Source organism: uncultured Eudoraea sp. (assembly GCF_947258925.1).
Taxonomy (GTDB): Bacteria; Bacteroidota; Bacteroidia; order Flavobacteriales; family Flavobacteriaceae; genus Eudoraea.
The window spans coordinates 1-21,989 of record NZ_CAMYKG010000018.1 but is presented as its reverse complement, the minus strand read 5'-3'; the positions used below and the strand labels follow the sequence as shown (position 1 = coordinate 21,989).

The 21,989-nt window shown below is 40.1% G+C and carries 18 protein-coding genes; 12 read left to right on the top strand and 6 right to left on the bottom strand.

From position 1 onward, the window contains the following. Positions 1–38 precede the first annotated feature (38 nt). The gene (locus Q0X77_RS07890) at positions 39–2,246 is read right to left on the bottom strand and encodes an amino acid permease (RefSeq protein WP_297795580.1); all 2,208 of its coding nucleotides are present in this window, start codon (positions 2,244–2,246) and stop codon (positions 39–41) included. 237 nt (positions 2,247–2,483) lie between these two features. Between Q0X77_RS07890 and Q0X77_RS07885 the strand changes: the two genes are divergently transcribed. The 4 genes from Q0X77_RS07885 (at position 2,484) to Q0X77_RS07870 (ending at position 7,490) form a co-directional block, all read left to right on the top strand. Next, on the top strand, positions 2,484–4,844 hold the full coding sequence (locus tag Q0X77_RS07885) for a TonB-dependent receptor (RefSeq protein ID WP_297795576.1): 2,361 nt from the start codon (positions 2,484–2,486) through the stop codon (positions 4,842–4,844). A gap of 209 nt (positions 4,845–5,053) precedes the next feature. Further along, the gene (locus tag Q0X77_RS07880; RefSeq protein ID WP_297795572.1) at positions 5,054–5,623 is read left to right on the top strand and encodes a hypothetical protein; all 570 of its coding nucleotides are present in this window, start codon (positions 5,054–5,056) and stop codon (positions 5,621–5,623) included. A 58-nt stretch (positions 5,624–5,681) separates the two neighbouring features. Next, entirely contained in the window at positions 5,682–6,044 is a 363-nt protein-coding gene (locus tag Q0X77_RS07875) for a c-type cytochrome (protein ID WP_297795569.1), read from the top strand. Positions 6,045–6,128: 84 nt separating this feature from the next. Then, positions 6,129–7,490: a transglutaminase family protein gene (locus Q0X77_RS07870; RefSeq protein WP_297795566.1), complete on the top strand. Its 1,362-nt coding sequence runs from the start codon at positions 6,129–6,131 to the stop codon at positions 7,488–7,490. A 10-nt stretch (positions 7,491–7,500) separates the two neighbouring features. Here the strand turns inward: Q0X77_RS07870 and Q0X77_RS07865 are convergent, their stop codons facing one another. Further along, positions 7,501–7,785: a hypothetical protein gene (locus Q0X77_RS07865; RefSeq protein WP_297795563.1), complete on the bottom strand. Its 285-nt coding sequence runs from the start codon at positions 7,783–7,785 to the stop codon at positions 7,501–7,503. A gap of 301 nt (positions 7,786–8,086) precedes the next feature. Here Q0X77_RS07865 and Q0X77_RS07860 point away from each other — a divergent pair, with 301 nt between their 5' ends. Then, positions 8,087–9,142 carry an NAD(P)-dependent alcohol dehydrogenase gene (locus Q0X77_RS07860; RefSeq protein ID WP_297795560.1) on the top strand — a complete coding sequence of 352 codons (1,056 nt, stop codon included), beginning with the start codon at positions 8,087–8,089 and terminating at the stop codon, positions 9,140–9,142. 51 nt (positions 9,143–9,193) lie between these two features. On the opposite strand, the gene Q0X77_RS07855 is transcribed toward Q0X77_RS07860, so the two are convergent. Genes Q0X77_RS07855 through Q0X77_RS07845 form a run of 3 tightly spaced genes read right to left on the bottom strand, consistent with a single transcriptional unit; the run spans position 9,194 to position 13,181 of the window. After that, entirely contained in the window at positions 9,194–11,707 is a 2,514-nt protein-coding gene (locus tag Q0X77_RS07855) for a TonB-dependent receptor (RefSeq protein ID WP_297795558.1), read from the bottom strand. After that, positions 11,697–12,608, bottom strand: coding sequence for a FecR family protein (locus Q0X77_RS07850; protein WP_297795555.1), 912 nt, complete (start codon positions 12,606–12,608; stop codon positions 11,697–11,699). Before Q0X77_RS07850 ends, Q0X77_RS07855 begins: the two co-directional genes overlap by 11 nt. A 48-nt stretch (positions 12,609–12,656) precedes the next feature. Then, complete coding sequence (locus tag Q0X77_RS07845) at positions 12,657–13,181, bottom strand: RNA polymerase sigma factor (protein WP_297795552.1); 525 nt, start codon at positions 13,179–13,181, stop codon at positions 12,657–12,659. A gap of 111 nt (positions 13,182–13,292) precedes the next feature. On the opposite strand from Q0X77_RS07845, the gene Q0X77_RS07840 reads away from it, so the two are divergent. The 5 genes from Q0X77_RS07840 to fabD all read left to right on the top strand — a co-directional run bounded on the left by Q0X77_RS07840 (position 13,293) and on the right by fabD (position 18,382). Further along, on the top strand, positions 13,293–15,089 hold the full coding sequence (locus Q0X77_RS07840) for a hypothetical protein (RefSeq protein WP_297795549.1): 1,797 nt from the start codon (positions 13,293–13,295) through the stop codon (positions 15,087–15,089). A gap of 36 nt (positions 15,090–15,125) precedes the next feature. After that, on the top strand, positions 15,126–16,016 hold the full coding sequence (locus Q0X77_RS07835; RefSeq protein WP_297795546.1) for a hypothetical protein: 891 nt from the start codon (positions 15,126–15,128) through the stop codon (positions 16,014–16,016). A gap of 137 nt (positions 16,017–16,153) precedes the next feature. Continuing rightward, complete coding sequence (locus Q0X77_RS07830; RefSeq protein ID WP_297795544.1) at positions 16,154–16,774, top strand: Crp/Fnr family transcriptional regulator; 621 nt, start codon at positions 16,154–16,156, stop codon at positions 16,772–16,774. A 159-nt stretch (positions 16,775–16,933) separates the two neighbouring features. Then, entirely contained in the window at positions 16,934–17,152 is a 219-nt protein-coding gene (locus tag Q0X77_RS07825) for a DUF2892 domain-containing protein (protein ID WP_297795541.1), read from the top strand. 354 nt (positions 17,153–17,506) lie between these two features. Beyond that, a complete protein-coding gene (fabD, locus tag Q0X77_RS07820) occupies positions 17,507–18,382 on the top strand; it encodes an ACP S-malonyltransferase (RefSeq protein ID WP_297795540.1) in 876 nt (291 codons plus the stop codon). A gap of 107 nt (positions 18,383–18,489) precedes the next feature. Here the strand turns inward: fabD and Q0X77_RS07815 are convergent, their stop codons facing one another. Then, the gene (locus tag Q0X77_RS07815) at positions 18,490–18,705 is read right to left on the bottom strand and encodes a hypothetical protein (RefSeq protein ID WP_297795538.1); all 216 of its coding nucleotides are present in this window, start codon (positions 18,703–18,705) and stop codon (positions 18,490–18,492) included. A gap of 215 nt (positions 18,706–18,920) precedes the next feature. On the opposite strand from Q0X77_RS07815, the gene Q0X77_RS07810 reads away from it, so the two are divergent. Together Q0X77_RS07810 and ggt are read left to right on the top strand one after the other, a co-directional pair. Further along, positions 18,921–19,658: a DUF1080 domain-containing protein gene (locus Q0X77_RS07810; RefSeq protein ID WP_297795535.1), complete on the top strand. Its 738-nt coding sequence runs from the start codon at positions 18,921–18,923 to the stop codon at positions 19,656–19,658. Between the two features lie 230 nt (positions 19,659–19,888). After that, positions 19,889–21,586, top strand: coding sequence for a gamma-glutamyltransferase (gene ggt / locus Q0X77_RS07805; RefSeq protein WP_297795533.1), 1,698 nt, complete (start codon positions 19,889–19,891; stop codon positions 21,584–21,586). Positions 21,587–21,989: the final 403 nt, after the last annotated feature.

Here is a 21,989-nt window from a genome sequence, read left to right as displayed (position 1 = left end):
TTTGATGGGTTTTTTTGTATCCAAATATCCGGTAAAAGTTAAACCTCAGTTTGCTTAGCATCAGATTCATGTTCCATCACATTCAAGTCGAGCTCATTAAAATTATTTGCTGCCTTTACCAATAGGGTAGAGCCTATGGCTTCAAACAATTCATTGGTTTTTAATACAAATTGAGCCTGTTTTTCTATTTTAAAATTCGGTATACCCACCAGGGTCAGATCAGTAGACGCAGATTCCTCTTCAATAATATCATAAAATGGTTTTTGCTCAACAGCATTATTAATAATTCTTATATCAACATTAACTCTTAAATCCTCAACAAGTTTCGAAATATTGGAATGTATTTGGGTACTGTCCACATTATTGTTATTCACGAACAAAACCCTGATAATAGTATTGTTCCATTTAGGTGAGGCAATTATAAATCGGGCTATATTCAACATCATCTCTGCATTCTTGCTGTCTGTTTCCCGCCACCAGAGATCTACCGAACTGTAATTGCCAAATTTGGTTTTCCGATCAAAATCCAAATACAATAAATTGTAATCTAAATACAGCAGGGTTTTGGTCATTTTGGCATACTCCCATGAATTTTCCAAACCCTTCGGCCACCCCATCATAATGGTATTGGGCTCTACACCTGAAAACCCAAAAACAGTGGCAATATTGGTGATCCCGGTATAGATATTATCCACTTTTACCTGCCTTCCAAAAATACCCAGTTCCTGAAGGGATTCATCACGCACAATTTGCTCGGTTTTCTTTAAAGGGATATCATCCTTGGTATCGAGGATAAGTTTAAAATTAGTAACAATCCCTGTACGACCAGAGACCGTTTTACAGAGTTCTAATAAATAATGCTGATGATCACTTTTACCGCTAAAAAGGATAATATTTGGATTCCAATTGGCATTTTCATCCCCTTCGGCATCTATTTTTTTCAATCCTTTGTTTACTACATTCTCCCAAACACTTCGCCATACGTCATTGGATTGCAGCTTTACTTCCTTCCTTTGAAGGCCAAAATACAAGCCGCCAATGACCGCCAAGGCCGCAAACATGGCAATCATATCTAACTTAAACATCACCACAAAGCAGGCAATAAACCCAAGCAGGCCAATCCAGCGCTTTATTCTAAAACTCGGTTGAAAATCGGGATTCGCCCAACTTTCGAGGAAATAGGTAATATTGATAAAGCCATAGGCAGTTAGATAAAACATGGACACTACCCGCGCAATAATATCTAATTCCCCTATGAGAATACCGGCTTCTGCAATAATAAAAACCATTAAAAGGGCATTCACCGGTTCATTATTGCTTCCCTTGCCTTTACTAAATATTTTAGGGGTTACCTTATCCATGGACATGGCCTGTAAAATTCTGGGTCCCCCGAGAATACCGCCTAAGGCAGAGGAAAGGGTAGCTCCCCATATTCCCGCGACAACAGCCGGCGCGAACAGGGCAATTTTCATTAATATGTTATAGTCGGTTTTTAATACCTCCGAATTAATATTAAAAGCTATAAAGGTCGCAAGGATAAGATAGACTACCAGTCCAACGCCAATTGCTGCTAAGGTACCCACGGGAATTGATTTCTTGGGGTCTTTTAGATCCCCACTCATAGCAATCCCAGCTGTAAAACCGGTAACCGCCGGAAAAAAGATGGCAAAGACCACCTCAAGGGGTACGGAGCCTTCTGTTGCCAATAGGGGTAACGTTTCCGGTGCAAACTCCGAAGATCCTAAAAAGATAGCAACCAGGGAAACGAAAATGGCCGCCAGTATTATATATTGGGCCTTTAAAGCCAAAGATGTACTTATTAAAGCTATTATCGTTAATGATAATAAAGCAATGGTTCCGGTTATTCTGATATCGTTAACCGACATCCCAAACCCGAAATACGCATTAAAGCTTTCCGAAAAACCAACCAAATAGAGGGCAATGGAAAATGCAGTACCTACAGCCAGGGCTATCCCAATGGATCCGCCAATAGGAATACCCATACTCCGTGATAAGACATAATAAATACCACCTGCTCCAATCTTTTTGTCGGTGGCTACCGAAGACACACTTAAACCGGTTGTAACAGCAATAATATGGGCTATAAAAATGATCGCAATGGTACCTAACAGTCCCGCGTTACCTACTACCCAGCCCAAACGCATATACATGATAACCCCTAAAATCGTGAGTATGGAAGGGGTAAAGACTCCTGCAAATGTGCCAAACTTCTTCTTTTCTGCCATGGATTAGCGTTGGTTGCCAGTGAAGGTTCACAAAAGATGGGCAAGATAGCCAATATTTTTGAGTCAAATACTTCTGTATGGCTGTTACCGTGATCTCTACCTAAAAATGCTACCTATGAAATGGTTACCCCATCAATCTAATTCTGACCACAAGGTTTTAACAGATTTTTATAAGGTAGTACTATTATTTAGTAGTTATTTTGTTCATTCTTTATTGATTAAATCCTAAACATTATTATGCAAACACTGGGAAAGCTAATCTTCATTATCGTTATCTCACTTGTTTCGGGGAGTATTTATTCACAAGTTACGTCAAGCGTTTATGGTGAAGTGTTAGATGAACTCGAGGCACCCCTGTTCGGGGCTTCTGTTTTCCTTGAGGGCACCCAGCTGGGTGCACAGACCGATTTAGATGGCACCTATGAAATCAAAGAGGTACCACCGGGGTCCTACAATCTTATTGTTACTTATCTGGGATATAAATCCCAGACAAAATACAATATCATTGTTCGCTCAAAGGGAACCCCGGCCTATAATTTTGTTTTAGAAGTAGAAACGGAACAGCTAAAGGAAGTCGTAGTTTCAAACGCCAACATAATCAGCAGGCCAAAGGAAACCCCTTTGTCCACACAAACGCTCTCTGCAGTTGAAATTGCCACTTATCCCGGAAGTAATAATGATGTGGTACAGGTAGCACAGACCTTGCCCGGGGTATCGCCCTCTATTGGCGGATTTCGGAACGACCTTATCATAAGGGGTGGAGCGCCAAATGAATCCGTATATTATTTAGACGGAATGGAAATTCCAAATATCAACCATTTTAGTACTCAGGGTAGCGCAGGCGGCCCGGTAGGCCTAATCAATGTGTCATTTATAGATAATGTTACCTTATCTACATCTGCCTTTAATGCCCGTTATGATAATCCCTTATCAGGGGTATTGCAATTTGAACAACGCAATGGGAACAACCGGAATTTTGCGGGCAACTTCAGGGTAAGTGCCAGTGAGGCGGCCCTAACTTTGGAAGGACCCCTTTTTAAAAAAGGGGAAGAAACTTCCCGAACTACCTTCCTGGCATCCGTGCGACGAAGCTATTTAAAGTTTTTATTTGAAACCATTGGCTTACCATTCCGGCCGGATTATTGGGATTATCAATTTAAAGTAGACCATCAAATAGATGATTTTAATAACCTTAGCTTGTTAGGTTTAGGGTCTATTGATGATTTTTCTGCTGCTCCACCCGATGAGTTTGATCCGGAGTCCGAAGCCCAACTGGAACAGGCACCATTTATCAAACAACGTTCAAACACCATTGGCCTTAGTTGGCGTAAACGATTTAAAAACGGCAATGGTTATATGCTTACCACTCTAAGTAATAACAGGCTGGCAAATGACTTTACCAGATACGATGACCCCATAAACGAAACAGGGGTTATTTTTAATAATGATGCGACCGAATCTGAAACCAAACTTCGGTATGAATACACTCAATTTTTTACAGGTTGGAAACTAAGCACCGGTTTTAACGTTCAATATGCCGATTATAAAAACAACACCCTGGACCTTACCAATAGTGCTTTGTTTAACACGGAAATAGACTTTATGAAATATGGACTTTTTGCTAATTTGACCCGTTCATTTTTTGATAATAAGCTGGACCTTTCTTTTGGGTTCCGAATGGATGATGATGGCTTTACCAAAAATGAAAGTCTTTTGAGTACCTTTTCACCGCGTTTTTCGGCCTCTTATGAGTTTGCAACAGACTGGCGTTTAAACGGCACGGTAGGTCGATATTTCAAAATCCCTCCATATACCATTCTTGGGTTTAGAAACAATGAGAACGAATTGGTTAACCGCGATGTAGATTATACCAGAACAGATCATTTTGTATTAGGGGTACAGCATTATTTTTCCCCTTCCTCAAGTATTTCTGTGGAAGGCTTCTATAAAGCCTACGATGATTATCCGGTTTCCGTGCGTGATAGTGTTTCATTGGCAAATAAAGGGGGAGGTTTTGAAGTATTGGGAAGTGAGCCCATTGAAACCGTCGGAAAGGGAAGGAGCTATGGGTTGGAACTTCAATTCCAACAAAAATTATCAAAGAATTTCTACGGGATCTTTGCCTATACGTATTTCTTCAGCGAATTTACGGGCTTTGACCGGGAAATTTACAGACCCTCCGTGTGGGATAGCAGGCATTTGATATCCTTTACAGGCGGTTATAAGTTTGCGAGGAATTGGGAATTAAGTGCCCGTTATCGTTTTGCGGGGGAAACCCCTTTCGTGCCGGCAGATTTGGATGCTACATTAGAAAATTATCCGGTTGTTGTCCTGGATTATTCCCGATTGGGGGAGGAGAAACTACCTATTTTTAGTCAATTGGATTTGCGGATCGATAAGAAATGGAACTTTAAGAAATTTGCCTTTGATCTCTTTATTGAGGTCCAGAACCTTCTGGGACAAAATATCCCGAGTCCACCTGAATATGGACTTAACAGAGATACATCGGGGAACATCATTCAGCCGGAGAGCCTGGTGGTTATCGAAAACGAAAGTGGGCAGATCATTCCAAGTATAGGTATTGTTATCGATTTTTAATATTACTTAAAACAGGCACAATCCTAATTGAAAAAAGCTTGGACTTCCTGTAGCTATAATAGCCGGTATTATTCTGTCTCAAATAAACCTTGCGTTCTAGAAGTATTGTTGAGAAAAAAATGCCCTCTTTTTGAATAACTGATAATTGTCATACCCCGTACAATTGTGAATTTGTAGTTTTAATACTTCCTGCTATAAGTCCTTCGGTTATGAAACAATACATTTTAATTTGTCTGTCCGTTTCCATATGCTTTAATGTTGGTATTTCTCAAAAGAATACAGCCGAAAATGAGGAATTCAAAGAAATAATATGGCATGTAAAAGCCTTTAAGCCTGAAATGAAATATTTAAAAATAAAGGCAATTGATAAAAAGGGTAAAATGTACGATGTGAAAGCCATTCAAAATTCTGAACAAACAAGTTTTCTTGATGTTAAGGCATTCGTAAAAGGAAAAAGGTTGCCCGTTAAAATGTTGGTAGGTGAAGAAAAATATCACCCGGTTAAAGCCATTGACGAGGATGGCAATATAATAGATATTAAGGCGATTACCGAGGGTGGAATAGTGCTGCCGGTGAAAGGTGTTAGTAAATCAGGGAATATTGTACATATCAGGGCTATAGATGAAGGTATAAATTTTTATAATGTTGTTGCCGTTTCCCCGGATGGGACTACTAATGCTGTTAAGGGTATTAAGTTGAAACCCGGAAATGTAGAAACCACCATCCATGGGATTGATGTTTTTGCACATATAAAATCGATTCCTCAAGTTAGATATTAGAAATAGTATGCGTTTACTATCATTCTTCGTTTTATTTCTATTGTTATTCAGCTGTAAATTGGATAAGAAAGCAGCCCCTGTTAAAAACAATGTGATGCCCCAACGCGGGGAATTGAGTTGGGACTCTCAAATTTTTTTGGGCAACCGCTTATTCTCTGAAAAAACCTGTGTTACCTGCCATGATGTCCATAAGTCAACCGTCGGACCTTCCGTTAAAGAAATCATGCACATCTACCGAGCCAAAAATGGCGACATCTTTGAATTTCTAAAAGGCAGGGCTGAGCCTATTGTAGACACCACTCCCGAACAAGTTGCCATTATGCAGGCAAATATTGACGGCTTTCTAAAGGACATATCCGACGAGGAATTGCAAACCATAGCCACCTATATGCAGCATGTTGATGATCTAAACCCGGATTAGAAGCGATTTTTGGCGTATTACACACTTTATTGGGATAACGGTTGAATTATTGTAAATTCATACAATGATTAATCGGTTTTTAAAATGAAAGCACCCAGGATTTTTTTCGCAGCTTTACTCGCATTACTGATAGGTTGTAATACAGCTCCAAAAAAGAAAAAAGAGACCAAAGCCCTGGCTGAAAGTACTATTCCCAAGGTCGTTACGGCGGATATAGAAGCGGGGATTAAAGCAAATATCGCGCAAAAGGTGGAAGAAGGAGGGGGCTATTTTAACATGACCTCTAACGGCCAGGAGCTGCGGCTAAAATTAGTGCGCGTACATACCGAATACCTTTCAAATTTAGGTCCCAGGCGTCATTTTGCCTGTGTAGACCTGGCCGATGTAAGTGGTGATGTTTATGATGTAGATTTTTTCCTGGATGGAGATCCGGGGAGCATGACGGTTACAGAAACTACTTTACACAAGCTGAACGGGAAACCTTTTTATACCTGGAAACAACGTGAGGACAAGACCTGGTACAGGATGCCGGTACAGAACGCAACTTCAGATCTGCTCGGGGTCATTGAAGGCGAGGATACATTTGAATTCCATTATGAAGTTACCTTGCCGGAACTAAAAGAACCGGCAAAAATGTGGATACCTCTTCCACAAACCGATCGTTTCCAAACTGTAGAACTGGTAACTATTGAGGCTCCGGTAGAACATAAGTTACTGGAAGAAACAAACTATGGGAATTCCGTATTGTTTTTTAATCTAACCCCGGAGCATAGCGGAAAGAAATTGGAATTCGTTTATGATGTTGTACGACAGGAGAAAAAGCCTTATGAAGATGATTCATCTCTCGAGAAATACCTTAATCCCAGTTTACTGATGCCTGTAGGTGACCGGTTTAAGGTTTTGGCAGATTCCATTATCGGATCAAAAAACAGTGAAGGCACCATCATGCAGGCAAGGGCCCTGTATGATTATGTCATAGACAACATGCGTTACATAAAGGCGGGCAAATATGGTACGGGGGATGCCGTTTACGCCTGTGATGCCCTGACCGGGAATTGCACGGAGTTTCACTCGCTTTTTATTTCCCTTGCCAGATCTGCGGGAATTCCTTCACGATTTGCGGTGGGGGCCTCAATTCCATCAGATCGTGATGATGGTGGCATTGATGGGTACCACTGTTGGGCAGAATTTTATGCAGAGGGAAAATGGTGGCCGGTAGATATCAGTGAAGCAAATAAATACAGTGCGCTGGCCACATATTACTTTGGACGGCATCCCGCAAATCGCATTGAATTCACCCGGGGACGGGATCTCATATTAGAACCCGGTCCGGTTACGGGACCTATCAACTTTTTGGCATATCCGGTCATGGAAATAGGCGAAACGCCTGCATTTCCAAAAACATTTTTCTCTTTTAAAAGGAAATCAGCGAAAGAAACCTCCTAACAGCAGTATCCTAGGATACGGTATCCTTTGGATGTTCTTCTCCTTCTTTAGTGGGGTGTTCTTCACCTTCTTTACTAGGATGTTCTTCACCTTCTTTACTGGGGTGTTCTTCACCTTCTTTCTTTGGATGTTCTTCTCCATCGGTGGGGTGTTCCTCACTCTCAGCTTCTGTTGCCGACTCTTCGGTACTTTCTTTTTTCTTCTGGTCCCTGCAAGAACTAATGGTGCCGGCTGCAATAAAGCCAAATAAAAGTAGTACCAAAGTGAAGTATCGAAGTTCTTTTAATCGTCTCATGATTTCAAATGTTTATTAATTAATATTCTCAATTCTGCGTATGTCTATTGCCTGATTCTTCTAAAGGTAAAAAAATTTGTCTTAACGCCTAGAATTCACCGAGAAATTTAGTGGTATATAATTACGTGTCAGAATTCACAAGAGGATCAATATACCCAAACTATCGTATCTATTTTTCTCAATATTAATAAATAGTTACGGCTCTTATCTTAAGCTGAAGAACTAACTCAGATTACGTATATTTATCGATGTCATAATAAAATTAAATTCAGACATCTAATCACTAAAATAAGATAATAAAATGAATACTAAAGTTGTAAAAGCATACGGAACAGAAGCTGCCGACGCCGCAATTGAACCCTTACAAATTAACCGAAGGGAAGCTACTGCAGAAGATGTTGAAATAGAAATTCTATATTGTGGTGTTTGCCACTCGGATCTGCATTTTGCACGCAATGATTGGGGGTTTAGTGTCTATCCTGTGGTTCCCGGTCATGAAATTGTGGGAAAGGTTATAAATGTAGGGGAAGGAGTCACAAAGTTTAAAGCAGGTGATGTGGTAGCTGTCGGATGCCTGGTAGATTCCTGCAGGACCTGCGGCAATTGCAAAAAGGATTTGGAGCAATATTGCCCGGAATGGGTAGGTACCTATGGTGGTCATGATAAGCATTTAGATATGCCAACTTTTGGCGGTTATTCCGAGAGCATTGTTGTTGCCGAGCATTTTGTTTTAACTATTCCCGACAACCTTGATCTAGCCGGGGTTGCGCCTGTGCTTTGCGCAGGAATTACTACCTGGTCGCCTTTACGCCACTGGAATGTTGGAAAAGATAGTAAAGTGGCCGTAGTTGGTTTGGGTGGTCTTGGACATATGGCTATAAAACTGGCCGATGCCTTAGGCGCGGATGTAACCTTGTTTTCAAGGTCCCCTAATAAGGTACAGGATGCCCTGGATTTAGGTGCAGACCGGGTTGTGATATCAACTGATGAGGAGCAGATGGCAGCTGTTATGAATCATTTTGATGTCATTATTGATACCGTCCCCTATGAACATGATATCAATCCTTATATAGGAACCTTAAGCACAGACGGCACCCTGGTATTGGTAGGCTATTTAGGCCCGTTAGACCCCATGTTAAATTCGGTACCAATGATAATGGGACGTAAAAAGGTCGCCGGTTCTTTGATTGGTGGAATAGCGGAAACTCAGGAATTGTTAGATTTCTGTGGGAAACACAATATTACCTCGGAGATCGAGATTATTAAAATACAAGACATTAATCAGGCTTATGAAAGGATGCTTAAAAGCGATGTACACTATCGATTTGTCATTGATATGGAATCGCTGAAAAGTTAATAACAAATGCAATTTTATATGAAAGAGCCAATCAACACCGAATTGAATAAATCAGTGAAAAATAAATTTTAAGATGGCATTAGGTGTAATGCCCAATGAGTTTTGATTTACTTGTTGGGCATTGTCCAAATCATCCAATCTAAAGAAAGTATTGATAATATTTTTCTTGTTTAACAAGTTCCAGATAGATATCCCTGCCTGCAAATCAGTTTTATTACCAATAGGGGTGGTATAGGTTGTTGAGATATCCAATCGCAAATAATCGTCTAATTGATCGGAATTTACTGCATCATAATTAATAGCACCATCAGCAATTTCATTCCCCGGAACTGTTGGGGTAAATGGTTTCCCCGTACGCCAATTGAGTCCGGCTGCCATTAGTAATTTTTTGGTAGAAAAAGTAAGCCCGGAAGAAACAGCGTGTTCAATGTCAAAATTGCTGCGAAATTCCGGCTCCGGGAGTTCCTCAAAAATGTACTTGCTATTCAAATAGCCATAACTCAACCAAATATTCCAGTTCTGTATTTGTTTTCTAAGCAAGAACTCCATCCCGTAGGCATCATATTGTCCTGCAGTTTTTACGAATTCATAGCTATCCTGGAATCCCTGGCTTTGCGTAGTGATGCCATTAACCTCTTTAAAAAAGCCAACGGCATGTACCAGCCAGTTATATTGTTCATAACTCAAACCCAATGAAGCTTGTTTACTTTGGATTATCGGAATATCATCATCATTGGAAAGTTGCCATCGTCTCTTTTCCAGGCCCAAAAAGTCGCTTTGAAAGTTGATCACCTGGGAGGTATTTTGATGCTTAAACTCACCGAGAATCTCAACATTGAACCATTGGAGAAACTTTTGATTAAAACTAAGTCGTGGCTCCCAAATTTGTTTCCCAAATTTTTCCAGATAATTAAAACGTAAGCCTGCATTAACAGATGTATTGTTGTCGGGGGTTGACCAATCAATTTCTGAAAATATCCCGTGTGTTCGCAGCACCTTACTTTCCAGTCTGCGAAAGATCGGATCGTCTACATCATCCAAATTTGTGATTTTAGTCTCTACAAAATGGTAGCCGTTGCGCCATTCAAAATTTTCAAACATTTTGTTTCGGGCCACGGCGCGGACCCCGGTTTCCGAGACTACGTTCTCTTGTAAAAAACGCTGTTGCTGCAAGACATTAGAGTTAATGGCCTTAAGCTTATAATCTGTTTCATAAATGGAGAATTCGGTAATCATATTTGGATTCCATTTACGGCGATAAAACAGGCTACCTGCAATACTGTTCTGGTCCAGATTACTTTCACGTATTTCCTCGCTGTCGTTGACCAGGGCACTTTCGTTAAAAACTACCTGGTTGGCTGTATAGATGAAATTGAGTCTTACAAAATCTTTCTCCGTAGGTTGCACTAATAGTCGAAACGAGGCATCATAGAAATCGAATTTAATATCCGAATTTGTTATGGTATCTACATTTGCCGAGATCTCAGTGTCCTGAGTTATACGATCAAAATATTCAGCGTAGGTAGGGGTCTCAAAAAAATCACTTATTGACTTTCTTGCTGCCACTTGTATCGAGGCCTTTTCACCCAACGGAATATCAATATAGCCATTGGCATCTATTAGATTAATACTAATACTTCCATTCGTATCCGGATTGATTTTCTTATCCGAACTCATAGCAATAGTGCCCGAAACCCCATCGGTATAAGCGGCAGAACTCCCATTTTTTTGTAAAGCCACCTTTTGTGTGATATGTGGGTTGTACATTGAAATGAGTCCGAAAAAATGTCCGGATTGATACATTTTAATCCCATCCCATAGAATCAGGTTCTGATCATTACTGCCTCCGCGTATATTGATATTAGATACCGTTTCATCAATGCTTTGAATACCCGGAAGGGCTTGCACAGAGCGTAGTACATCTTCTTCAACAAGCCCGGGCAAGATAGAAAACTGGTCAAAATTCAATTGAAAAGAACCGTTGTCCAACCTGTCCATCCCCTTTATCAGGTAATCGGACAATATAATTTCAGGTAACTGTTCCTGCTCGGACACCAGGTATATGATAGCACATTCTCTTGTGTTGAAAAAACGCAACTCACGCCGTAGGGTCCTATGGCCAATATGTCTGATGAGGACAACATCTGAAATTTTTGTCATAGGCAATTCAAAATACCCCTCATCGTCAGAGACTGTTCCCCGTCCATTACTTTGGACTGTGGTGTAAGACAAGGGCTCCTGGGTATCCTTATCGCGAATGTACCCGCAAAGTTTCAGGGGTCTGGACGTAATAGAAATTACAGATTCTGAAACAAAAACAAAATCGAGCCCTGTCTGTACTTTTAAATAGTCAATGACCTCTTTTAGTTCAAGATTCTCCCTGGGCTGTAATAACTGTAGGTCTTCAATAAGTTCTGAAGCATAATTAAACTGTACCTGATAGCGTTCCTGCAACTCCGTCAAGATAGAAACGAGTGGTTTGTTCACCTCAGTTTGTTGCCCAAAAGATAAGGCACAGGACAGTAAAGTAATAATGTTAAAAAGTAAAATGAGTTTATTTCTCACTTGGTTTTACCCTGACTTTATTGGTTGGTAACATTTTATATTCCAAATCCAGAGGTTCAGTAATAGATCTCAGGGCATTCTCCAGACTATCATGTACAAATCCTCCGGTAAAAAGTTGTTCCTTATTCACATTTTCCAGGATAACGGTTACCCCATATTGTCGCTCCAGTTCTTCAAAAACCTGAGATACTTCAACTCTTTGAAAATCGCTGACATTCTTGGTCCACTGGGGTACACTATACATATTTTCGCCCAAAGTCACAATTCCCTTTAGAATTCGAAAACTATCCCCTTGCTCCAATATCTCCTCATGACCCTCTGTGTTCACTTTTACGACACCTTCAAAACAGCGTACCTCAAAAAAACTTCCCCTTTGCCTGACATTAAATTCGGTGCCAAGAACGCTGACCGTCCCATTAGGGGTAACTACATCAAATTTTGCCCCTTTGGCTACATCAAAAAAGGCTTCTCCTATTAGTTTTATTTCCCTTTTTTGGTTCCAACGTTTTTCGTTGTATGCCATTTCAGATAAAGCATTTACGGTAACCGTAGTAGCATCGGGGAGGGTGATGGATACTTTTTCGCCCACCCGGGTTTCTATTTTGGTTAAATTTTCATTAAAAAAGAGGTAATACAGCGCAAATCCCATTACAAAAACACTGGCTATACGCATCAAGGGTCTTATCCAATGTAACTTTTTGACTTTTGTCTCAGGATACTTCAGTTGTTCTTTAAATTCTTGGTAATTATCAACCCTGGAAAATTGGGATGCCTTAAAGGCTGAGGCAGTATCGACTATATCTTTGAAAAAAGGGGTCTCATCCAAATTTTCAAAAACATCAGATTCCTCAGGGCTAAACTCGTCCGCTAACCATTTTTTTATCAAGTAATCCTTATCCATAAACACAACTGTTTAATTATATAACAACTTAATGTGGGTTTTTCCTGATTATTTTAATTTAAATCCTTCCAATTCATTTTTAAGGACATTAAATGCCGTGTAAATTCTATATTCCACAACCTTTCTGGTAACGCCTAACATTTGGGCTATTTCCTCGTGCTTTTTGCCCTCGGCTTTATTTAGCAAAAAGGCAGTTCGCTGTTCATCTGTCAACGTTGAAAGCACCTTTTGATATTTTTTTAAATATTCTTCTTTCTCCATTAGAAATTCGGGCGATTCGTTGGTATGTCCTTTTGGCTTTGTAGCCTGGTATTTTAAAACCACCTTTTGGTGTTTAATTTCGTTCAACATCAAATTATTAGCTACGGTATATAAAAATGATTTGGCCTTGCTTACCGTTACTTTTTTACAGTTTTCCCATAGTTTAATAAATGCTTCCTGTGCCTTATCATTTGGATTAAGCGTATCGCCATACTTATAATACAGATAATTATGGAGGTCGTTGGCCAGTCTGTTATAAAGCACTTCAAAAACGGAATCTTCGCAAATATCCTTATGTAAATCTTTCTTCAAACCACAATGTTTAAGCTGCTCCAAAGCTATGAAAATAATTTTCTTTAAAATTTTTCAGGAGTTTTGGAAGTAGGGTTGTTTTATATATAAACACCAAAAAAAGATTTGGACATGAAAACCCCATTTAAACATTTAAGCTTACTTATTTTAGGACTAACCTTGCTACTTACCGGCTGCAGGGAAGAAGAATCTGTTTTAATTGAAGGACCACAGGAAGAAACTCTTAAAGCCAACTCCAAGGTTGCAAACCTGTTGCAGAATACTACTTCAAAAGATGGTTCCGATGACAATATCATAGACAATGCAAGTTGTATTAGCATAGAACTACCGGTAACAGTGCAGGTTGGCGGTCTTGAAATTATAGTGGATGACCCTGGTGATTTTGAAATCATTGAGGACATTTTTGATGAATTTGATGATGATGAGGATGTTGTTGAAATAATCTTCCCCATTACTATTATCCTGAGCGACTTTACCGAGGTAGTCATCACAGATATGAATGAACTTGAAGATTTCACTGATGATTGCAACGGTGAAAATGAGTTAGATGATGACATAGAATGTGCGGATATAAAGTATCCGGTTATGGCAACCTTATTTAATTCCAGCAATGAGATCATTGACACAATTACCTTTTCAAATGATCAGGAACTGTATGAGTTTCTTGATGATTTAGATGACGATGATATAGTTAATATAAGCTTTCCCATTACCGTAATTCTATATGATGGCACAGAGGTACAGGTTTCCAACCTTCAAATGCTTGAGACTATTCTGGAGGATGCGGAAGACGATTGTGATGAGGATGACGACAATGATTACAATGACGATGATTGTGACAATTGCACCTCAGACCAGCTCTCCAATGTATTGGTAGCCTGTTCGGACTGGAGTGTAGATAAATTGGAGCGCAATGACCAGGACCTGGAAGATTTATACACGGCTTACCAATTCAATTTTGCCAATGACGGTTCCTTAACCGCTGAATCTGATACCGATATGTTCACTGGAACCTGGGAAACCAATGGTTCAGGCAACAATATTACCGTTGCTATCAACATACCCAATCTATCTGACTTCAACGCCACATGGAACCTTCATGAAATTGATCAGGATTCCGGTGAAAGTGATGTAGATCTGAGAATGGGTGACGACCGTTTACGCTTTCGAACTGCTTGCACCAACAACGGTGGAAATGATAATACTGGCGTTGATGACAGTACACTGGTCCAGGCATTGACTACCGGAGACTGGTACATAACCAACTACTTCGACGATGTTGATGAAACCGCTTCTTTTACTGATCTGGTTTTTAATTTTGCAGCAGATGGTACGGCCATGGCAAACAGGGCAGGAATGACCACAGATGGTACATGGTCAACATCCTCTGGTGATGAAACGCCCTTGGAATTGAACTTGAATTTTGGCGTCACCCCACCATTTGACGAATTGGAGGAAGACTGGGACGTATTGGAAGTTACCAATGAAATCATAAGGCTAAAAGATATTAGTGGGGGAGATGGCTCTACAGACTTCCTCACCTTTGAGAGGAACCCTGCAAGTAACGGCAATGGCGGATCAGATTTAAGCACCGTATTGGTAGATGGTAGCTGGATTGTCTCTTCCTATCTGGATGACGGTAATGATCAAACCAATGATTATTCGGCTTTTACATTTTCTTTTGCGGCCGATGGAAGTGCTACGGCAAACAATGGAAGTGTCACTAATGGTACCTGGTCAGCGCAAAACGGGGACAACAAATTGGTGCTGGATTTCGGTGCCACCATCCCCCTGGATGAATTTAATGATGACTGGGATGTCATTGCGGTGTCCGATACACAAATTGAACTACGTGATGTTAGTGGCGGAGATGGAACTACTGATACATTAATCTTTACAAAACAATAATCCTAATACAAATACAATAATCCAAATACAATTACTATGAAAAAGAATATTTTAAATTCAGGAATTTTTGTCGCCTTATTACTCATAATGGCCTGTTCCAGTGACAATGAAAATGATGAAATTGCCAATCTGGCCCAATTACAGGCAGATGTTGATGAAATTACAAATACCGCAATGACCGGTCCATGGGTAATTACCAACTTTGTGGATTCCGATAAGAATGAAACGACAAACTTTAATGGGTATGGCTTTAGTTTTAACAGCGATGGAAGCCTCGTGGCCGATAATGGCAACACTACCATATCGGGTACCTGGTCGGTTACTATAGACGATGATTCTAGTGATGATATGGATGACGATTCCAGTGATAATAGCATGGATGATGATTGCAATAGTTGTACAGTAGATCAACTTACCGATGTACTGACGGCCTGTGATGATTGGTTCGTAGACAAATTGGAAAGAAACGACAATTCACTTGAAGATAACTTTACAAGTTACAAATTCAACTTCTCGGCAGATGGGACGGTGAGCGTAACCGATGGTTCAGAAAATTATTCGGGCACCTGGGAAGCATCAGGCAGTGGTAATAACATTCAGGTAGTCCTGACCATAATGGGCCTGACCGATCTTGAAGATACCTGGACCTTACATGAAATTGAGCTCTACAACGGAGAAACTGATGTAGATTTGAGGATAAATGGGGAAGACAGGCTTCGCTTTAGGAATCGTTGTACCCTTGGCAATTTTAATGGTGGTACATCTACAGGTGAGATTGATTTTAACATATTCTTCGCCTCCCCGGCAGACTTCAATGAACTATCAGAAGATTGGAACATTATCTCATATTCTGCAAATAAAATTGAGTTAATCCATGAGAGTGGTGGTAATGGCGGAACCGACTTATTAACTTTTGAAAAGCAGTAGACCCCGAACTTAGATACCTACCATACCTTCTATTGCCCCGCTATGAAAAGAAGGTTTTATGAACCGTCCCTGACCTATATTCAGGGGCGGTTTTAGTATATTTATGGTTATTAATCGTTTTTATTTTAAATATTCCTATGGATTCTGGCCAGGTACCTTCAATATCATATAACTCACTTCTCAAAAAAATAACAGCGTCGAGAGAGCTTATTAAAATTGAAAAGGGCACTGAGATCCTTCGTGAAGGGCAATATGTAAAGGTCATTCCACTCGTTCAAAAAGGACTGATAAAAGTCTATACACGCTATGAGCACCGGGAACTCTTGTTGTACTATATTCAGCCCAATGAAAGTTGCATCATGTCTTTTTCGGCCAGTATCAATAATGAACCCAGTCAGGTATTTGCTGTCACTGAAGAAGACACGGAAGCAATCCTTATCCCAGTTACTGAATTAGATTCCCTAACCAGGGAAAATCCGGGTTTAAACAGCTTCTTTTTTCAACAATACAAAGGCCGGTATGCAGAACTTTTGGATACCATACACTCCGTCTTGTTGGATAAGATAGACAAACGCTTATATCGGCATCTTAAGGATAAAGTTAATCTCAAAGGTGAAAACCCCATTAAAATATCCCATCAACAATTGGCCAATGAGCTTGGGACAGTTCGGGAGGTAGTCAGCCGGGTATTGAAAAAATTGGAGGGCGAAGGCCTGGTCAAACAACAAGGCAATACGATTATGGTATTAGACCTGTGACTAAAGTCACTGCACAGCATATTTCCTTAGCCTAACTTTGTTTAGAAAGAAAATGGGCAGGAAGATCATAAAACTGTTATTGGTATGTTTACTTTGCATATCGTTCGTTGCAGGTATAGTCTGGCTCATAAAACAGTTGTCTAATTAATATTTTATATCATGAAAAAAAATATGGGATCTGCAGATCGAATCATTCGTTTAATTGTAGCTGCAATCATTGCAGTACTTTATTTTAATGGAACAATAACTGGTACGCTTGGGATAGTACTCTTGGTATTGGCAGGCGTTTTTGTGCTTACCAGTTTCGTAAGCTTCTGTCCATTATATGCTCCTTTTGGATTAAGTACATGTAAAGTAAAACAGGCGGAGCAAAAATAGCTCTAAACCTATAATACTAAGTAAAGAGAGCGATTTATCGCTCTTTTTTTGGTTAGAAATAGTTGTGTACTTCTGGCTACTCCAAATGGGCAATCAAACTGAGCTCAACAAGTTCAGGTATTCTTTCATTGAACACATACCCGGGAGGGAAGCGCCATTATTATGAGATGTAAATGGCCCTAAATAGTTCAGCTTGACAAAAAAAATTGTAAGTTATCGGTTATAGCCCCTGATTATAAAATTGTGGTGTTATCTTAAGGTCATTAAAATTTAGAAGAATAGGTCAGTAATGCTTCGTTAAAGTATATATTTAGAAAAAATTGATTTTATAATACATAACTAGCTCTAGTTTTTATGCATGCGTACTTATTTCCTGGTCAGGGCACACAATTCCCCGGGATGGGAAAAAAATTATATCAGAAATCTGATTTGGCCCGGGAGTATTTTAACCGGGCTAATGAACTTTTAGGATTTTCTATTACCGATGTCATGTTTGAGGGCTCTGCCCGAGACCTGAAACAAACCAAGTTTTCCCAGCCTGCAATTTTTCTACATTCCTATATTCTGTCAAAAACCATGGGAGCGGATTTTAAACCTGATATGGTGGCCGGGCATTCCCTGGGCGAGATCTCAGCATTGGCAGCTATTGATTCTTTGGAATTTGAATTGGCCCTGAAACTTATCTCCAGGCGCGCCGCAGCAATGCAAAAAGTATGTGAAAATGAAAATACGGGGATGGCTGTAGTGGTAGGCTTATATGATGTTATTGTTCAGGATATCTGTGAGAAGGTAGACGGGGTAGTGGTCCCTGCCAATTATAATGCATTGCATCAGGTCGTGATATCAGGGGAGAAAAAAGCCTTGAAAGAGGCTTGTGATAAATTGAGACCGGGGGCAAAGGCTGTGGTAAATTTACCGGTAAGTGGGGCATTTCACTCACCTTTTATGGAACCTATTGTTGAAGAGTTTAAAACAGCCATAGAAGAAACCGAATTTAAAAAACCCATTTGCCCTATTTACCAGAATATTGCAGGTAGACCAACAGAAGAAGTAGCTTTGATAAAGAAAAACTTACTGGATCAATTGACACATCCGGTGATGTGGAGGCATACTATTCTGCACATGATAGAGGATGGAGCGACTGAATTTACGGAGATTGGTCCCGGTAATTTTTTAAGGAGACTTGTTCATCAAATTGATAAAAAAGTAAAAACCTACGGCATCTCCTAACAATCATTTTGTTTTAGATTGTCTTACACATAATGCCAAACGGCATGGGAAGTACTATAACAAAGAGATATAGAAAATATAACCGGGGTTTTTGAGACGCTCTGGTTTTAGATAAAATCTTCTATGGCTTCCAGCCATAAAGGAATTTTAAAGGGGGTAGTTTTCATATACACGAAAAAGGATTCAATCATCAGGGTATAAATTAACAGGGTGAAGTTAATCCCCATTGAACTGAACAGGCTAAAGTAAATGTCATAGACTGCAGCGGAAATTCCGAACAATTTAATCGCTTTGGTGAATATTAGGATTGAGAAATGAAACATCACTTTGGTTTTCTTTAGTTGTTGTCTTTATGCAATAGACGACCAATAGCATGTTATGTTACAGTACTATGTATAAAAAGGTAGTCTTTTAAGAAATATTTAACAATTTTATGATTTGCAAGGGGAGGGGTATCAGGGACTGGATAATGGTGTGTCATCCCCGGGTGTACACTTTTTAAGTATATTTAATGCGCTAATGCATTAAAAACCCAGCTATGGTCAACAGGATTTATATTATTATAACGCTTCTTTTTTTTGTCACTGCCTGTAAAAACGATAAGAAAACAGATCATAAAACGGTAGTCAAACACAATCAGTTAACAGAAGATGAAAAAGCTGAAGGGTGGGCCTTGTTATTTGACGGTAAGTCTACAGCCGGTTGGCATTTGTATAATTACCCGGATTCATCATCGGTTTGGAAAGTTGTAAATGGTGAACTTTACTGCAACTCAAAAGAAGGAAAGGGCCAGCACGGGGATTTGGTCACCGATAAGGAATTCGAAAATTACGAACTGACTTTTGAATGGAAACTCTCTGAAAAAGGCAATAGCGGAATCTTTATCAATGTGCAGGAACTCCCTGATAAACCCGCAACCTGGCATACCGGACCTGAATATCAACTTTTAGATCCCACCCATATGGACTATCCCATTGAGACAAAACGTTCTGGCTGCCTGTACGGTTTTGCACCTCAGATAAATGCCGTAGAAGCAAACCCTGCGGGACAATGGAACACTTCCACTATTAAGCACAGTAATGGAAAAATAGAATTCTACCTTAACGGCAGGCTAACGGCCCAGGCAGATTTTAAATCGGATACATGGAAGGAGTGGATTGCAACTTCGAACTTTAAGGTTTTCCCCGATTTTGGTTTGGCCACCAAGGGACATATAGGCCTACAGGACTGGTTTTCTGATGTTTGGTTCCGAAATATAAAAATTAAAACCCTTTAGATTACGATTACGGCTTTTATAAAGGAATTATAATGTTTATTAACAACTCATTCTATAAGAGAGTACGATACCTTTACAATTGAAATTTAATTTAAAATGTATTTTCCCTAATTTCGAAATCAACTTTTATCAAATAGCCAAGTAAGTTGAGTCCACTATCCCTATCTTTAAGGCTTCCAATTATTTGTACCGTTTTGGCCCAAATAAGGACTACTTTTAAAAATTTGAAAATGAAATTTTTATCTTCCATTATTGCTTTGATTACCTTAGGGAGCATGGTAAATGCCCAGGATCGATTAACCGGTGAAACCTTTACCACGCGCTCTGAAATTTTGGCACAAAACGGCATGGCAGCAACAAGCCAACCTTTGGCCACACAAGTTGCTTTGGATATCTTAAAAAAAGGAGGGAGTGCAATTGATGCCGCAATAGCTGCAAACGCTGTGCTAGGACTTGTAGAACCGGCGAGTTGTGGTATTGGGGGTGATGTCTTCGCAATAGTCTGGTCCGCTGAAGAAAAGAAATTATATGGTTTAAATGGCAGCGGCAGGGCACCCAAATCCATATCTATCGATTATTTCATGGAAAAAGGATTAAAATATGTTCCCTTTTATGGCCCATTACCAGTATCGGTGCCGGGCTGTGTAGATGGCTGGTTCAAGTTGCATGCGAAATTTGGTCGGTTATCCATAGAAGACATTTTGCAACCTGCTATAGATTATGGCAGAAATGGATTTCCGGTATCCGAAGTTATTGCCTATGAAATGGCATCAAATTATGAAGCGGTAAGGGATCAGCCGGGTTTTGCCCAAACATATATGCCTACAGGAAGACCTCCGGTTAAAGGGGAGGTGTTTATAAATCAAGATTTGGCCAATACCTATGAACAAATTGCCAAAGGTGGTCGCGATGCCTTTTATAAAGGTACCATTGCGAAGACCATAGATAGCTACATGAAAAAACATGGCGGATTTTTAAGATATGAAGACTTGGCAAGCCATACCTCCAATTGGGTAGCGCCGGTTTCTGTTAACTATCGGGGTTATGATGTTTGGGAACTTCCACCCAATGGACAGGGTACAGCTGCACTGCAGATGTTGAATATTCTTGAAGGATTTGATATTGGCGAAATGGGTTTTGGTAGTCCCGAATATTTGCATGTGCTTACAGAGGCCAAAAAGTTGGCCTACGAAGACAGAGCCAAATTTTATGCTGATCCCGAGTTCAACAAGATTCCGTTGGAAACATTATTATCAGATGAATATGCTGCGCAACGAAGAAACCTTATGAGTTCCGACAAAGCTGCTGATACCTATCCTGCTGGTGATATGGAAATAGAAACAGGGAATACGACTTATCTGACAGTAGCCGATAAGGAAGGCAACATGGTTTCGTTCATACAAAGTATTTATTCCGAGTTTGCATCGGGTATGGTACCTGATGGATTGGGTTTTGTTCTTCAAAACCGTGGGCAAATGTTCAATGTTCAAAACAGGAGCCATGCCAATGCTTTGGAGCCCGGTAAACGCCCATTTCACACCATTATTCCCGCATTTATCACCAAAAATGGTAAACCCCGGGTAAGTTTTGGTCTTATGGGCGGTGCAGTGCAGCCTCAAGGCCATGCACAGATTGTGGTGAACATTGTTGACTTTGGAATGAATTTGCAAGAAGCCGGGGATGCACCAAGAATGCGACATCGGGGCAGTTCGCAACCTACAGGGTCTAAAATGACCAATGGGGGTACCTTATATCTTGAAAGCGGTTTTGAACCCCAAACCCTAAGGGAGTTACGGAAAAAAGGCCATCGTATTGGCTTTGGTGTGGGGATGTTCGGTGGGTACCAGGCCATAGGTATTGATTTAGAAAACCAGGTGTATTCGGGAGCATCAGAATCAAGAAAGGATGGTCAGGCCGCAGGGTATTAAGATGCAAATCCAAACCGAATATAGTATGGGTTGTATTACAATTCCGCCATATTTGAACCATAATGAGTTTCTTTTGACATACTTGGCAAAATAAATCCACCAGTGGCTGATTGAATTTTACGGTGAGTTTGGCCGTTGGCGTTTATTGTAGAATTCCCTTTTACATAATACCTGCCGATATAGTTCTGAAGAAGCTATATCTGGTATTATGCAAAACAGCGAGCTGTACGGAAGTCTTGCGACGTTTTGCACAATAGGCATATTTGTACTATAATTTATATTATGTCAAATAGACTTTTTCAATTCTCCCCTTTATCTATGTAGTTGACATAATTCCCAGCCGCATCATCTCGCACACTTTAAAATCATCCACAGGATAATTTATAAAGATGTCGTATGTCAA

What these genes read in the sequence shown, in the direction of transcription:
- Q0X77_RS07890 (WP_297795580.1), bottom strand. Translation starts at nt 2,246, where the DNA reads ATGGCAGAAAAGAAGAAGTTTGGCACATTTGCAGGAGTCTTTACCCCT.
- Q0X77_RS07885 (WP_297795576.1), top strand. Translation starts at nt 2,484, where the DNA reads ATGCAAACACTGGGAAAGCTAATCTTCATTATCGTTATCTCACTTGTT.
- Q0X77_RS07880 (WP_297795572.1), top strand. Translation starts at nt 5,054, where the DNA reads ATGAAACAATACATTTTAATTTGTCTGTCCGTTTCCATATGCTTTAAT.
- Q0X77_RS07870 (WP_297795566.1), top strand. Translation starts at nt 6,129, where the DNA reads ATGAAAGCACCCAGGATTTTTTTCGCAGCTTTACTCGCATTACTGATA.
- Q0X77_RS07865 (WP_297795563.1), bottom strand. Translation starts at nt 7,785, where the DNA reads ATGAGACGATTAAAAGAACTTCGATACTTCACTTTGGTACTACTTTTA.
- Q0X77_RS07860 (WP_297795560.1), top strand. Translation starts at nt 8,087, where the DNA reads ATGAATACTAAAGTTGTAAAAGCATACGGAACAGAAGCTGCCGACGCC.
- Q0X77_RS07850 (WP_297795555.1), bottom strand. Translation starts at nt 12,608, where the DNA reads ATGGATAAGGATTACTTGATAAAAAAATGGTTAGCGGACGAGTTTAGC.
- Q0X77_RS07840 (WP_297795549.1), top strand. Translation starts at nt 13,293, where the DNA reads ATGAAAACCCCATTTAAACATTTAAGCTTACTTATTTTAGGACTAACC.
- Q0X77_RS07835 (WP_297795546.1), top strand. Translation starts at nt 15,126, where the DNA reads ATGAAAAAGAATATTTTAAATTCAGGAATTTTTGTCGCCTTATTACTC.
- Q0X77_RS07830 (WP_297795544.1), top strand. Translation starts at nt 16,154, where the DNA reads ATGGATTCTGGCCAGGTACCTTCAATATCATATAACTCACTTCTCAAA.
- Q0X77_RS07825 (WP_297795541.1), top strand. Translation starts at nt 16,934, where the DNA reads ATGAAAAAAAATATGGGATCTGCAGATCGAATCATTCGTTTAATTGTA.
- fabD (WP_297795540.1), top strand. Translation starts at nt 17,507, where the DNA reads ATGCATGCGTACTTATTTCCTGGTCAGGGCACACAATTCCCCGGGATG.
- Q0X77_RS07815 (WP_297795538.1), bottom strand. Translation starts at nt 18,705, where the DNA reads ATGTTTCATTTCTCAATCCTAATATTCACCAAAGCGATTAAATTGTTC.
- Q0X77_RS07810 (WP_297795535.1), top strand. Translation starts at nt 18,921, where the DNA reads ATGGTCAACAGGATTTATATTATTATAACGCTTCTTTTTTTTGTCACT.
- ggt (WP_297795533.1), top strand. Translation starts at nt 19,889, where the DNA reads ATGAAATTTTTATCTTCCATTATTGCTTTGATTACCTTAGGGAGCATG.